We start from the raw sequence: 13,947 nt of genomic DNA on the forward strand, positions 1-13,947 counted from the left end.
AGGCATGACCCGTATCGGCGCGATCTTCAGTCCGTACCCCAATCCTCCCGAGACCTTCCGAGACGCGGTGCTCGCGGCTGAGGACGCGGGGCTCGCCGAGCTCTGGCTGTGGGAGGACTGCTTCCGCCAATCGGGGTTCGCGCCCGCCGCGGCGGCGCTCGCGTGGACCGAGCGCCTGCACATCGGGATCGGCATCGCGCCGATGCCGCTGCGCAACGCCGCCCTCACGGCGATGGAGATCGCGACGATCGCGCGCACCTTCCCCGGTCGGTTCCTACCGGGTCTCGGGCACGGCGTCCAGGCGTGGATGTCGCAGGCGGGCGTCAAGGTCGCCTCGCCGCTGACCCTGATGCGCGAGTACGTGCCGGCGGTGCGGCGGCTGGTCGACGGTGAGAGCGTGACGCTCGCGGGGCGCTACGTGCAGCTCGACGACGTGCAGCTGGCCTGGCCGCCCGCCGTGCCGCCGCGCGTCTACGCGGCGGCGGAGGGACCCAAGACTCTGGTGCTCAGCGGCGAGGTCGCCGACGGGACCGTGCTCGACAGCCGCCGCTCACCGGCCGAGGTCGCGGAGAAGATCTCCGGAATCCGCCAGGGCGCCGCTTCGGCGCCACGGGATGTCGTCGCCTTCGTCGTGGCCGCGTTCGGCGACGACGCCGAGGAACGCGTGCGGGCCGACTTCGCCGCGAACGCTCCCGATCGTTCCGCCGAGGGCCGGGCGCTCGTGGGGTCGGTCGACGACGTCGCGCGAGGCGCCGAGGCGTTCGCCGCCGCGGGCGTCGACAGCGTCGTGCTCCTGCCGGCAGCGGACGAGCCCGATCTCCTCGGGTTCTACCGCTACGCGGGCGAGGTCGCCCGGGTGATCGCATGACGGCGAAGCTCTCGATCGGCATCGCGGCGGCCGCCGGGCCGGACGTCGCCCGGGCGCTCGCGCCCGAACTCGAGGAGCGCGGATTCCATGCGCTCTGGGTCAACGACACTCCCGATGCCGACGCGCTCCATGTGCTCGCAGCGGCCGCGCGGGCGAGCGATCGGCTCGTGCTCGCGACCGGGGTCCTGCCCGTCGACCGTCGCTCGGCCGACGAGATCCTGACGCGCGTCGAGACGTTCGGGCTTCCCGTCGACCGGCTCGTGCTCGGCATCGGCGCGGGTCAGCAGGCGAAGGGGGCGCTCGACCGCGTGCGCGACGCGGCCAGGTCGCTGCGCGCGGGCACGACCGCCCGGATCGTCGTCGGCGCTCTGGGTCCGAAGATGCGCGCGCTCGGCGCCGAGGCATCCGACGGACTCCTGCTCAGCTGGCTGACTCCCGACGACGCCGCCGCCCAGAGCGAGGAAGCGCACCAGCTGTCGCGCGACGCGCACGTGGCGCTGTACGTGCGGACGGCGATGGATGCGGCATCCGTCCCGCGGCTTCGCACGGAGTCCGCGCGCTACGGGTCGTACCCCGCGTACGCCGCCAACTTCGCCCGTCTCGGCATCGGACCGCTCGACACGGTCATCGAGCCCGAACACGACCGGCTCGCCGCCTACCGTTCCTGCGCCGACGAGGTCGTGCTCCGCGCCATCACGGCGGGCGACACCGCTGCGGACTACCTGCGCTTCGTCGAGGCGGTGCCGGCGTGAGGGCCGTCGCGCGGTACGCGCTCGCCGCTCTGCTGCTCGTCGCGGGAGTCTCGCATCTCACGTGGGGTCGCCGCGGGTACCGCATCGTCGTGCCCGACTGGGCGACGAAGCTCCTGCGCACCGACAAGGACATGATCGTCGTCGCGTCGGGAGCGGTCGAGATCATGCTCGGGGCAGCGGTCGTCGCCCTGCCCCGCGACCGCTCCCGCATCGGCGCGCTCGTCGCGGCGTTCTTCATCGCGGTGTTCCCCGGCAACGTCCACCAGTGGCGCACGAAGCGGTCGGCGCCGATGCTCGACACCGACGCCAGGAGGTTCGTCCGGCTCCTGCTGCAGCCCCTGCTCGTCGCGTGGGCATGGTGGTCCACGCGCGGATAGCTGCAACTCCTTGCGACATCGTGGGCGACGTCGGTGGCCGGGGGGATGATGGAGGCATGCTGCTCCACGAACTCGTCACGGCGACGGATGCCGCGGCCGCGACGAGTTCGAGGCTCGCCAAGGTCGATGCCCTCGCTGCAGCCCTGCGGTCGCTCGATGCGGGGGAGATCGCGCCGGCTGTAGGCCTGCTTCTGGCGAAGCCGCGCCAGGGCCGGATCGGGATCGGCTGGCGCCGTCTGTCGAGCCTCGGGGTCGATCACGCCGCGGCATCCACCCTCTCCGTCGCCGACGTCGACGCGGCGCTCACGCGACTCGCGACGACCGAGGGCGCAGGCTCGGTCGCCGCGCGGCGCGGCGAGCTCGAGTCGCTCGCGAGTGCGGCCACGACCGAGGAGTGGGACTTCCTCTCGCGCGTCATGATGGGCGAGATGCGCACGGGCGCCCTCGAGGGCGTGCTGCTCGACGCGATCGCGAAGGCCTCGGGCCGCCCCGTGGCCGCGGTCCGCCGCGCGGCGATGCTCTCGGGCGATCTCGGCGAGACCGCCGTCATCGCGCTCGGCGCACCGCCCGAAGACCTCGACGCCGTGGGGCTCGTGGTGGGGCGCCCCGTGCTTCCGATGCTCGCGTCGACCGCGGCATCCGTCGCCGAGGCCATCGAGGTCGCGGGTGAGGCGTCCGTCGAGTACAAGCTGGACGGCGCGCGCATCCAGGTGCACCGGCGGGGCGACGACGTCGGGGTGTACACGCGCAATCTCGCCGACATCACGCACCGCGTGCCCGAGATCGTCGAGGTGGTGCGCGGGTTCCCCGGCGGCGATCTCATCCTCGACGGCGAGACCCTCGCCCTCGACGAGGACGGCGGTCCGCGGCCGTTCCAAGACACCATGTCGCGATTCGGGGCGGACTCGCCGCGCGAGCTCGCGCTCAAGCCGTGGTTCTTCGACATCCTCCACGCGGGAGGGCGCGACCTCGTCGACGAGCCGCTGACGCGGCGTCTGGCCGAGCTCGAGCGCATCGCGGGGGAGTGGCGCATGCCGGGGATCGTGACGGGCGATCCCGCCGCAGCGGAGCAGCTGTCTCGCGACGCGCTCGCCGCCGGCCACGAGGGGGTCGTCGTGAAGGGCGTCGCGTCGACCTACACGGCGGGCCGGCGCGGGAAGTCCTGGATCAAGGTCAAACCCGTCCTCACCTACGATCTCGTCGTGCTCGCCGTCGAATGGGGGTCCGGCCGGCGCTCGGGCCAGCTCTCGAATCTGCACCTGGGCGCACTCGATGCCGCGGGCGAGTTCGGCGCACCCGGCGAGTTCGTCATGGTCGGCAAGACGTTCAAGGGGCTCACCGATGCGCTGCTGCGGTGGCAGACCGAGCACTTCCCGACGATCGAGACGCACCGCAGCGCCCACGCCGTGCACGTGCGTCCCGAGACCGTCGTCGAGATCGCGATCGACGGCGTGCAGCGCTCGACCCGCTATCCCGGTGGCGTCGCCCTCCGGTTCGCCCGCGTCAAGGGCTACCGGCCCGACAAGCCGCCCGCCGACGCCGACACGATCCAGACGCTGCGCGCTCTCCTGCGCGGCTGAGAGAGGATGAGCACGTGACACGCGCGCAGAGTCCGCAGGAGCCACTGGATGCCGCGACCTTCGGCTCGCCCGGGGCGACCCGCACGATCGTCGTGCTGCGCCACGGCGCCACCGCGAAGAGCGATCCGAGTCCCGCCGACACCGCCCGTCGGGATGTGCGGGTGCTCGCCGTCGGCCTGAGCGAGGCCGAGCTCGACGATCCCGCCGCCTACCGCGGTGAGACGCCCGCTGAGACCGCCACCGCTTCCGTGATCGAGCTCATCCGGGCGCAGTCGCCCGATGTCGCGGTCGCGCTCGTCGGCGTCGGAGCCGTCGGCGCGGTGGCGGCTCGCGTCGCCGCCGAGTCGCCGGGCCTCGTCGACCGTCTGGTCCTGATCGCCGTGCCCCTTCCCGACACGGCCGCTCAGCGCGACCTCGCCGAAGGCCTCTTCGAGACGGTGACGGCGAAGACCCTGCTCCTCAACGGACAGAAGGATCCGGATGCCGCGGCCGCCGCGGCATCCTGGCACCGCGATCACCTCCCCGACGCGCGCGTCGAGATGGTGCCGTCGACGCGCGAGGGCGATCCGCGGCTGTCGCTCGGCGATGTCTGGACGCGCGTGCTGTCCTTCTGCGCTCCGGGAACCGGTCGGTGACGACGCGGATCGTCGTCCTCACCGGTGCCGGCATCTCGGCCGAGAGCGGCGTGGCGACGTTCCGCGACGCCGGTGGGCTGTGGGAGGGGCACGACATCGAGGACGTCGCGACGCCCGAAGGCTTCGCCCGCGACCCCGACACCGTGCTGCGGTTCTACGACGATCGGCGGCGGGCCGTGGCATCCGTCGCACCGAACGCCGCCCACGCGGCGCTCGCGCGTCTCGAATCCGTGATCGGCGCCGATCTGCTCGTGGTCACCCAGAACGTCGACGATCTGCACGAGCGCGCGGGGACGCGGCACCTCGTGCACATGCACGGCGAGCTCCGGCGCGCGCTGTGCACGTCGTGCGCCGCCCGGCCCGAGTGGTCCGTCGACCTGCTCGACCGGCCCGCCTGCCCACGCTGCGGCGAACGCACCCTGCGACCCGATGTCGTGTGGTTCGGCGAGATGCCCTATGGTCTCGACCTGATCGAGCAGGCCGTCATCGAGTGCGAAGTCTTCGTCTCGGTCGGCACATCGGGGGAGGTCTATCCGGCGGCCGGCTACGTCGCGCTCGCGACCGCCTTCGGCGCACGGACGGTCGAGCTCAACCTGGTGCCGTCGGAGGCCGCCGTGCCGTTCGACGACGTGCGGATCGGCCCTGCGAGCATCCTCGTGCCCGAGTGGGTGGACGAGATCCTCGCCGCGACGTAGAACCGCCCGGCCGCGCTCACTGCGCCACCGGGCGGTTCTACGGGAACGGGACCGTGGCCCCTAGGTGCGTGCTCCGCCGCCGCGCAGCCGCGAGAGGGCGTCCACGGTCGCGGCGAGGATCAGGACGCCGCCGGTGACCATGAGGTTGATGCCGCCGCCGAGGTTGAGCAGGCCGAGCCCGTTCGTGATCGTCGCGATGACGAGCGCGCCGATCGCCGCGTGGACGAGTCGACCGCGGCCGCCGAACAGGCTGACACCGCCGACGACCGCCGCCGCGACGCCCGACAGCACGATGTCGCGGCCGACCGTGGCATCCACCGTCCCGACGCGCGAGACGCTGAGCAGCATCGCGAACACCGCGAGGCTCGAGCAGATGACGAACGCCCACCACTTGATCCAGCGGACCTTGACGCCGGAACGACGGGCTGCCTCGGCGTTGCCGCCGATCGCGTAGACGTAGCGGCCGAACTTCGTGCGGTCGAGCAGGAAGGTGCCCAGCCAGATGATCACCAGGACGATCGGCACGATGATGGGCACGCCCTCGACCGCCACGACGGACTGACCGCGGTTCTGGTTGAGGATGTAGACCACCCCGCCGCCGAGGATCGCGATGACGGCGAGCTTGATGTACACGAGCGAGATCGCGCGGTTCGGCACGCCCGCCCGGGTGCGCCGTGCGCGGTCCCAGAACGACGTCGCCGCCGAGATGATCAGCATGATCGCGACCATGACCCACCCGCCCCAGGGCGGCAGGTTGCCGTTCTGGATCGCGATGAGCTCGGGCACCTCGATGCGGTAGAGGCCGCCGTCGCCGATGATGAGCAGCGCGAGACCCTGGTATCCGAGGAACAGACCCAACGTCACGACGAAGGACGGGATTCCGATCCTCGCGACGAAGAAGCCTATGAGCGCGCCCGTGGCGAATCCGAACCCGAATCCGATGAGGAGGGCCAGCGGCCAGGGGAGTCCGAACTTGGCGAAGAGGATGACGAACAGCGCCATGCCCACGCCGCCCGTGACACCCGCCGACAGGTCGATCTCACCGAGCAGCAGCACGAACACGAGAGCCATGCCGAGGACGACGAGCGTCGCGGCCTGGTTCATCAGGTTCGCGAAGTTGCGCTCCGTGAGGAAGAACGGGCTCAGGATCGAGAACATGACGCCGAGCACCACGAGACCGCCGATGGCCGGCAGGGCACCCATGTCGCCGCCGCGGACGCGCGACCACCACGCCCGCATCTGATCGACGAGGCCGCCCTCGACGCCGCTGCCGATGAGGTCGCTCGCGGCCGGATCGGGGGCGGCGCTGCTGCGGGGTGCGTTGGTGCTCATTCCGCTCCTCCAGTCGGGAGGTTGGTCGTGCCGATGTGCTCGACGCCTCCGAGGGTCTTGGTGCCCGTGATGTACCCGACGACGTCGTCGCGGGTCGTGTCGGCGACATCGATCTGCGCGACCATCTGACCGAGGTAGAGGACGGCGATGTCGTCGGCGACCTGGAACACGTCGGCCAGGTTGTGGCTGATCAGGATGACCGCGACGCCCTGCTCCTTCAGGCGCTGCACGAGGTTGAGCACCTGCTCGGTCTGTGCGACGCCGAGTGCCGCGGTCGGCTCGTCGAGGATCACCACGCGCGCCTTCTTGAGCACGGCGCGCGCGATCGCGACCGTCTGGCGCTGGCCGCCGGACAGCGACGAGACCTTCTGACGCACCGACTTGACGGTCCGCACCGACAGCGAGCGGAGCGTGTCGGAGGCATCCTTCTCCATGCGGCCCTCGTCGAACGTGCCGGCCGACAGCTCCTCGCGCCCGAGGAACATGTTCTGGACGATGTCGAGGTTGTCGCACAGTGCGAGGTCCTGGTACACGACCTCGATGCCGAGGCCCGACGCGTCGCGGGGTGCGTGCAGGTCGCGGTGCTCGCCGTCGATGAGGACTTCGCCCTCGTCGTACGGCTGGACGCCGGCGAGACCCTTGATGAGGGTGGACTTGCCGGCGCCGTTGTCGCCCACGAGGGCGGTCACCTTGCCGGGGTAGACCTTGAGATCGACGCCCTTGAGGACGCTGACGGGGCCGAAGGACTTCTTGACTCCGACCAATTGGATGATCGGCTGGGTTTCGATGATCGTGTCTGGCATGCTCGCTTCCTTGCGATCTGGGTTCGATCTACGGGAATCGTAGACCCGGGTGACCCGGTGGGGCAGGAGGGATGTCTCGCGTGGGAAAGGGGCGCCGCGTCACGTGGACGCGGCGCCCCCTCACGGATGCGGATTACGGCGCGACGACGCCGAACTCCTCGCACGCAGCCATGACATCGGGCGTGCAGACGTCGTCGTAGGCGGCGTCGCCGGCGGCGACGACGTCGTTGACCTTGTCCTGGGTGATCAGGATCGGCGTGACCTGGATGTACGGCGTGCCGTCGTCCAGCTTCGCGTCGGTCGAGACGTCCTCGCCCTTGAGCAGCGCGATCGCCGTCTCGACGGCGGCCGTGGCCTCGTCCTTGACCGGCTTGTAGACCGTGGCGGTCTGCCAGCCGAGCAGGATGTTCTGCAGACCCGCGACGTTGGCGTCCTGACCCGACACGGCCACGCCGGTCAGGTTGTTGTCCTGCAGGACCTTGATGACGCCCGCGGCGTTGGTGTCGTTCGCGACCCAGACGCCGTCGACCTTGCCGCCCAGGCTCGTCAGGGCCTGCTCGAAGTTGGTCTGCGACTTCGCCTGGTCCCAGACGCCCGTGGGCTCGGCCGCCGGCTTGATGCCTGCGGCTTCCATCACCTTGGCGGCGCCCTCCTTGAACATCGCGGCGTTGCCGTCGGTCGGGTCTCCACCCATGTAGACGACCGTGGCGGTCGCCGGGTCCTTGCCGGCGGCCTCGAGGCCGTCGAGGACGGTCTGGCCCTCGAGCTCGCCGACCTTCACGTTGTCGAAGGAGACGTAGTAGTCGGCGCCCGAGAACGGACGGTCGTAGGCGATGACGGGGATGCCCTCGGCCTTGGCCTTGGTGGCGACCGCCTCGGCGGCGCCCTGGTAGTCCACGAGCAGCATGACGCCGCAGCCCTGCGTGAGCTGCTGGTCGGCGATCGTCGAGTACTTGTTGACGTCACCCTGTGCGTTCTGGATGTCGACCTCGAAGCCGGCGCCCTCCAGGCCCTCCTGGAGGTACTTGCGGTCGAAGTTCTCCCAGCGGGGCGAGGACGCCGCGTCGGGGAGGATGACGCACGCGCGGCCGGCTTCGCCGGATCCCTCGCCGCCACCGGTCGGAGTGGTGCTGGGTGATCCGGAACACCCGGCCAGCAGCATCGCCGCCGCACCCGTGAGGGCTGCAGCGGCGAGGAGTGAAGACTTCTTCATCGTTTCGCCTTTCGTCTTTGAACATGCGAGCCCCAGGTCTGCCCTGACGCGGCATCGCGCTGTCAACGATCATGCTCAGCGGATCGCTTGTCGTCAAGTCTTGAACGTAACGCTTTTGCAACGCAGGGTTTGGGTTCGCGAACCGGCCTCATGGTTCGGTCGGTCCTGCCCGTCGGATGCGCATTGTGCAGTGCAAGGATCGCTCACGTAGCGCACAGTGATCACTCGAATCGTTTCGCCACCGGCGAGGCCGTCGAGCGCGTTCGGTAAATGAAGCCAGCGACGACACGCCGGGGCGAAGCGACGTCAGGCGCGGCCGGAGGCTGCGCGCTTGCGGCGCGAGAGCGAATCGATGATGACCGCGAGGACCAGCACGACGCCCGTCACCATGAACTGCACCGACGAGCCGAGGGTGAGCAGCGCGAGCCCCGACGAGATCGACTGGATGACGAAGATGCCCAGCAGCGCGGCGAAGGCCGTGCCGCGACCGCCGAACAGGCTCGCTCCGCCGATGACGGCCGCGGCGATCGCGTTGAGGTTGATGTCGCCTCCGCCCGAGCTCTGGTTCGCCGCCGCGAGCCTGGCAGCGGCGAGGATCCCGCCCGTCGCTGCGAGGGTCGAGCACAGCGCGAAGACGGAGAGGTAGATGCGGTCGACGCGGATGCCGGCCCGCCGGGCCGCCTCGACCGACCCGCCGACGGCGTAGACGGCACGGCCCCACCGCGTGCGTGTGAGCGCGGCGTTGGCCACGATGACGAGCGCGACGAAGAAGAGGAACATGACGCCGACGCCTCGGTCGAGGTTGAGGTACCACGCGATGCCGAGCAGCACGATCAGGAGGACGCCCGCGCGCACACCGATCTCGACGTAGCCCTGGCTCACGAGGTTGGCGCGAGCGCGCCGCCGGGCCTGTCGCACGCGCATCCACGCATACGCCGCCACCCCCACCACGATGATCGCGTAGGACGCCCACGCGGGCAGGTAGAGCTGCCGGGCGAAGTAGACGATCCACGACGACTCGGGCAGGTTGATCGAGCCCGTCGCGCCGAGCACCCACAGCTGGAGCCCGAGGAACCCGAGAAGACCCGCGAGGGTGATGACGAAGCTCGGCACGCCGAAACGGTTGTACAGGAAGCCGTACAGCAATCCCACGGCGCAGCCGATCGCGATCGCGGCGAGGAGGGCGAGTTCGAGGCTCCACCGCAACTGCACGAACGTCACCGCGAGGACGGCGGACGCGAGCCCCGATACCGATCCGACCGAGAGGTCGATCTCGCCGACGAGAAGCACGAGCACGACTCCGAGGGCGATCGTGCCGACGGCGGCGCACTGCATCGTGAGGTTCACGAGGTTCTGAGCCGACAGGAACACGGGATTGAGGATCTGGAAGACCGCCCAGATGACGACGAGCCCTCCGGCGACCGGAAGCGAGCCGAGATCGCCGCCACGGACGCGCGCGACGAGGAGGGCGAACGATGCCCGGATGCCCTCGGGGCTCAGCAGACTCTGCTCGGGGTCCGTCGGAATCGTGCCCGTCTCTCGGCCCGTCACGCGTCGCCCCGTCCGCGAGGAGCGCGTCTGGCGCGTCCGTCCTTCGACCTGCCGTCGGTCAGCCGGATGATCCCGGCGGGGGTGTCGTCGGGCGCCGGCTCGGGGAGGGGAGCGGGATGCTTGCGCGCGGCATCCTCCACCATCCGCCGCATCGTGATGTCGGTCGCCCCCGTGATCGCCGCGATGAGCGTCTCGCTCGTGATGTCGGCGACGTTGTACTCGCCGTTGTTGCGGCCGAGCCGGAGCACGACGACGCGGTCGGCGACGGCCATGACGTCGGCCATGTTGTGGCTGATGAGGACGACCCCGTGGCCGCGCTCGCGCAGGCGCTCGATGAGGTTCAGCAGCTCCGCGGTCTGGGCGACGCCGAGAGCGGCGGTCGGCTCGTCGAGGATGATGACGCGCGGGTCGCCGATGAGCGAGCGTGCGATCGCGACGGTCTGGCGCTGCCCGCCCGACAGGGATGCCACGGGGATCCGCACCGACGGCACCTTCGCCGAGAGCTCGCGCAGGAGCGTCCACGTGCGCTCCTCCATGCCGACCTCGTCGAGCATCCCCTCGGCCACGAGCTCGCGCCCGAGCCACAGATTCGCCACGACGTCGAGGTTGTCGCACAGTGCGAGGTCCTGGAACACCGTCGCGATGCCGAGCTCCTGCGCGTCGGCGGGGGCGTGGATCTCCACCGCATCGCCGTCGAACTCGATCGTGCCGGCATCGGGTGCGTGGACCCCGGACAGCACCTTGACGAGCGTCGACTTGCCCGCGCCGTTGTCGCCGACGAGCGCGACCACCTCGCCCTCGTCGACCCAGAAATCGACGCCCGAGAGCGCCTTGACCGCGCCGAAGTGCTTGCCGATGCCGCGCATCGTCAGCACGCGCTCGCGTGCGCGACCCGTGCGGGGTGCGGGCATCGACATCGTCACGTCCTCATCCTCGGCGGTCGTCCGCATCGACGATACCCGGCGCTCGCACGACCGTCGTCACTCGTCCAGCAGGCCGGCGGTGATGCACGCGTCGCGGTAGTCGGGCGTGCAGATGTCGTCGATCGTCCAGAAGCCGTCCGCGACGACCGTCTCGAGGATGTTGTCTATCGTGACGGCCACCGGATCGAGCAGGGTCGTCGGCGTCCCCTCGATCTCCATCGGGGCCGTGACCTCTTCGCCGTGCAGGAGGGCGACGGCGACCTCCGCCGCGAGCTCCGCCTGCGGCTTCATCGCCTTGTAGACGGTCATGTACTGGTCGCCGGTGAGGATCCGCTGGATCGCCGTGAGCTCGGCATCCTGTCCCGTCACGATCGGCCACGGATCGACGTTCGCCGCCTTCAGCGCCGATACGACTCCGCTGGCGGTGCCGTCGTTCGCGGCGTACACGCCCACGATCTCGTCGCCGTACTGCGCGATCTGGCCGGCGACCCAGGACTGCGCCTTGTCGGGGCTCCAATCGGGTGTCGCGTACTCCGCGAGGATCCGGAGCCTCGTCTCGTCGAGCACGCTGTGCGCGCCGACGGCGAAGCTCGTCGCGTTGCTGTCGGTGGGCGATCCGTTGACCATCAGGATGCCGCCCGTGCGGTCTCCGCGCGCGTCGAGCGCCTCGGTGAAGGCCGTCGCCTGCAGGACGCCGACCTTCTCGTTGTCGAAGGAGACGTAGTAGGCGAGCTCTCCCCCCGCGACGAGACGGTCGTACGACACGACCGGCACGTCTCTCTCGTTCGCCGCCGTCACGATGGACACGGCCGCCGCGACGTCGACCGGATCGAGCACCAGCACGCCGGCGCCCGAGGTCAGAGCGGACTCCGCCTGCTGCTGCTGCTTCGCGGCATCCTGATCGGCATTCGAGTACAGCACGCGGTAGTCGCCGAGCTCGGCGACGCGGGCCTCGAAGAACGGCCGGTCGAACGTCTCGTAGCGGGCGGTCTTGGCGTCGGGCAGGAGGAGGGCGATCGTGCCCTCGGTGCCGGTGGGGGTGGTCGTGCACGCGGTCAGCGCGCTCGCCAGGAGCCCGAGCGCCGTGAGCGTCGCGGTCGCCCGCCGGAGGAAGCGTCGCATCGACGCCGAGAGTGCCACGGCGACCTACGCCGTGTGCGAGAGCGCGTCGGCTTCGACGGTCACGTGTTCGAGGGCGACCGCGATCGCGCCGCGGGTCTCGGCCCATTCGCCGAACGACGCTCCGACGATCTCGGGGAGTCCGCCCGGACCGGCGAGGGCCGAGCGCTCGAGCGAGTGCCGCATGGGCGCCATGAGGATCTCGCCCGCGAGGCCCAGCTCGCCGCCGACGACGATGAGCTCCGGGTCGAAGAGGTTGCACAGGCTCGCGGCGGCGACGCCGATGTGCCGACCTGCGTCGGCGATCACGCGGCGCGAGCTGCCGTCGCCGGCCTCTGCGGACTGCAGGAGGTCGCCGATGCGGCGCATGCCGTCCTGCGGCGGGAAGAGCGAGAGGAGCGCGGGCCCGCCCGCGTAGGACTCGAGGCAGCCGCGGTTGCTGCAGCGGCAGATCGGGCCGTTCTCGTCGAGCGTCACGTGGCCGATCTGGCCGGCCTTGCCGTTGACGCCGTGGAAGAGGTCGCCGCGGACCACCAGTCCGGCGCTGATCGAGTGTCCGACCCGGATGTAGACCGACGACGACACGGCCCGGGCGCTGCCCTCGCGCGCCTCGGCGAGGCCGCCGAGGTTGGCTTCGCTGTCGACGTGGACGGGCCGGTTGATGCGCGCGGTGAGACTCGCCGCGACATCCACCCCCTCCCAGCCGCGCAGCAGACCCGGAGTCGACACCATGCCCGTGCGCGGATCGATCGGCGCGGGGAGGGCCAGACCCACCGCGAGCAGGTCGGCGACGCTGCCGCCGAGAGACTCCATGAGGTCGGCGAGCAGGATGCTGAGGCGATCGAGCTCGGCGTCGTGCCGGTGATCGAGGGGGAGCGGGAGGGATGTCTGGGTCACGACGGTGCGCGTCGCGTCGGCGATCGCGATCCGCAGCTGTCGTGCGCTGTAGTGGACGCCGGCCACGAGACCGAGCTGCCGCGCGAGGGAGACGAGGGTCGCGCGCCGACCGCTGCGCGACGTGAAGGACGTGTGGAGGAGTCCGGATGCCGTGAGCTCCTTCACGATGTTGGACACCGTCGCGGGCGACAGGCCCGTGCTGCCGGCGAGCTCGACCTGCGTCAGCCGGCCGTGGCGCTTGAGCGACTCGACGACGCGCGCGCGGTTCGCCTCGCGGAGCGAGGTCTGCGAGCCCGGCTGGGAGAGGCGGCGTGCCATGGCGCCATGGTACTTGACGTCGCTACCGCTGTGCGGGGACCAGCCTGATCAGCACGATGTTCGTCGATTCGTCGACCTCGGCGACGCCCGGGTGCGCCTTGACGAAGTCGGTGAAGCTCTTGAATCCGAGCGCCTTCTCGCTGAACGACGGATCCAGGCGGCGGATCAGGCTCTTGACCGCCGACGCGTGCTGCCAGTCGCCACCTTCTTTGTCGCTCTCGAGGCGCAGCGCGCGATCGAGCAGCTCGGCCTCGGGGTCGGCCGTCTTCTTGCGCGAGCGCGACCGCGTGGGCGTCTCGACCTTCGCCTGTGCGGGCATCTTGACGCCCGGGAGAGCGTCGTACGCGTCGAACTGATCGCATGCGGCGGCGAGCGACTTCGCCGTCGAGCCGGCGACGCCGACACCGACGACGAACCGGCCGAGCCGCTTGCATCGCTGCGCGAGCGGCACGTAGTCGCTGTCTCCCGCGACGATGACGACGTGCGTCAGGTCGGGGAGGCGGAACATGTCCTCGACCGTGTCGACGGCGAGACGGATGTCGGCGCCGTTCTTCGCATAGGCGGCGGCCGGGAAGAGCTGCACGAGATCGACGGCGCGCGCCACGAGCTGTGAGCGGTAGACGGCGTTCACGGGAGACGACCAGTCGGCGTAGGCGCGGGTCAGCACGAGCGTGCCGAACGACGCCGCGAAGTCGATGATCGCGCCCACGTCGATCGTCGCGGCCGAGAGGCGCTCGACGATCTCGGGGTCGTCGGGGCTCTCGGCGATCCGCTGCCGATCGCGCGAGTACGAATTGCGCCCGTGGACGCGGTCGTACCAGCTCATGACGATGTTGTCGAAGTCGAGGTAGACGGCGACGCGCGGATTCTGCAGATCGGGCATC

At 70.6% G+C, this 13,947-nt stretch carries 14 protein-coding genes; 6 read left to right on the forward strand and 8 right to left on the reverse strand.

Annotation, left to right across the window (positions count from 1 at the left end; genetic code table 11):
• Window positions 1–4: 4 nt before the first annotated feature.
• The 6 genes from ACTIFV_RS07395 to ACTIFV_RS07420 are packed head-to-tail and all read left to right on the forward strand — an operon-like array spanning window position 5 to window position 4,907.
• The gene (locus ACTIFV_RS07395) at window positions 5–868 is read left to right on the forward strand and encodes an LLM class flavin-dependent oxidoreductase (RefSeq protein ID WP_439592129.1); all 864 of its coding nucleotides are present in this window, start codon (window positions 5–7) and stop codon (window positions 866–868) included.
• The gene (locus ACTIFV_RS07400; protein ID WP_439592130.1) at window positions 865–1,620 is read left to right on the forward strand and encodes an LLM class flavin-dependent oxidoreductase; all 756 of its coding nucleotides are present in this window, start codon (window positions 865–867) and stop codon (window positions 1,618–1,620) included. The genes ACTIFV_RS07395 and ACTIFV_RS07400 overlap by 4 nt, the downstream gene beginning before the upstream one ends.
• The gene (locus tag ACTIFV_RS07405; protein WP_439592131.1) at window positions 1,617–1,997 is read left to right on the forward strand and encodes a DoxX family protein; all 381 of its coding nucleotides are present in this window, start codon (window positions 1,617–1,619) and stop codon (window positions 1,995–1,997) included. The genes ACTIFV_RS07400 and ACTIFV_RS07405 overlap by 4 nt, the downstream gene beginning before the upstream one ends.
• A 56-nt stretch (window positions 1,998–2,053) precedes the next feature.
• Window positions 2,054–3,577, forward strand: a complete 1,524-nt coding sequence (locus ACTIFV_RS07410; protein WP_439592132.1) for an ATP-dependent DNA ligase — start codon at window positions 2,054–2,056, stop codon at window positions 3,575–3,577.
• Between the two features lie 14 nt (window positions 3,578–3,591).
• Complete coding sequence (locus tag ACTIFV_RS07415; RefSeq protein WP_439592133.1) at window positions 3,592–4,212, forward strand: hypothetical protein; 621 nt, start codon at window positions 3,592–3,594, stop codon at window positions 4,210–4,212.
• The gene (locus ACTIFV_RS07420; protein ID WP_439592134.1) at window positions 4,209–4,907 is read left to right on the forward strand and encodes an NAD-dependent deacylase; all 699 of its coding nucleotides are present in this window, start codon (window positions 4,209–4,211) and stop codon (window positions 4,905–4,907) included. Before ACTIFV_RS07415 ends, ACTIFV_RS07420 begins: the two co-directional genes overlap by 4 nt.
• A 60-nt stretch (window positions 4,908–4,967) precedes the next feature.
• Here ACTIFV_RS07420 and ACTIFV_RS07425 read toward each other — a convergent pair whose 3' ends face one another.
• From ACTIFV_RS07425 to ACTIFV_RS07460, 8 genes are all read right to left on the reverse strand, one after another.
• Window positions 4,968–6,239, reverse strand: a complete 1,272-nt coding sequence (locus ACTIFV_RS07425; protein WP_439592135.1) for a sugar ABC transporter permease — start codon at window positions 6,237–6,239, stop codon at window positions 4,968–4,970.
• Complete coding sequence (locus ACTIFV_RS07430) at window positions 6,236–7,042, reverse strand: ATP-binding cassette domain-containing protein (protein WP_439592136.1); 807 nt, start codon at window positions 7,040–7,042, stop codon at window positions 6,236–6,238. Before ACTIFV_RS07430 ends, ACTIFV_RS07425 begins: the two co-directional genes overlap by 4 nt.
• 133 nt (window positions 7,043–7,175) lie before the next feature.
• Window positions 7,176–8,255, reverse strand: coding sequence for a sugar ABC transporter substrate-binding protein (locus tag ACTIFV_RS07435; protein ID WP_439592137.1), 1,080 nt, complete (start codon window positions 8,253–8,255; stop codon window positions 7,176–7,178).
• Between the two features lie 306 nt (window positions 8,256–8,561).
• Complete coding sequence (locus ACTIFV_RS07440; RefSeq protein WP_439592309.1) at window positions 8,562–9,758, reverse strand: sugar ABC transporter permease; 1,197 nt, start codon at window positions 9,756–9,758, stop codon at window positions 8,562–8,564.
• Between the two features lie 44 nt (window positions 9,759–9,802).
• Complete coding sequence (locus ACTIFV_RS07445; protein ID WP_439592310.1) at window positions 9,803–10,723, reverse strand: ATP-binding cassette domain-containing protein; 921 nt, start codon at window positions 10,721–10,723, stop codon at window positions 9,803–9,805.
• Window positions 10,724–10,786: 63 nt separating this feature from the next.
• Window positions 10,787–11,851: a sugar ABC transporter substrate-binding protein gene (locus tag ACTIFV_RS07450; RefSeq protein ID WP_439592138.1), complete on the reverse strand. Its 1,065-nt coding sequence runs from the start codon at window positions 11,849–11,851 to the stop codon at window positions 10,787–10,789.
• Window positions 11,852–11,875: 24 nt separating this feature from the next.
• Window positions 11,876–13,063, reverse strand: a complete 1,188-nt coding sequence (locus tag ACTIFV_RS07455; protein ID WP_439592139.1) for an ROK family transcriptional regulator — start codon at window positions 13,061–13,063, stop codon at window positions 11,876–11,878.
• Window positions 13,064–13,085: 22 nt separating this feature from the next.
• Complete coding sequence (locus ACTIFV_RS07460; RefSeq protein ID WP_439592140.1) at window positions 13,086–13,946, reverse strand: NYN domain-containing protein; 861 nt, start codon at window positions 13,944–13,946, stop codon at window positions 13,086–13,088.
• Window position 13,947: the final 1 nt, after the last annotated feature.

Origin of the sequence: Microbacterium sp. (genome assembly GCF_051860965.1) — a bacterium.
Lineage (GTDB): Bacteria > Actinomycetota > Actinomycetes > Actinomycetales > Microbacteriaceae > Microbacterium.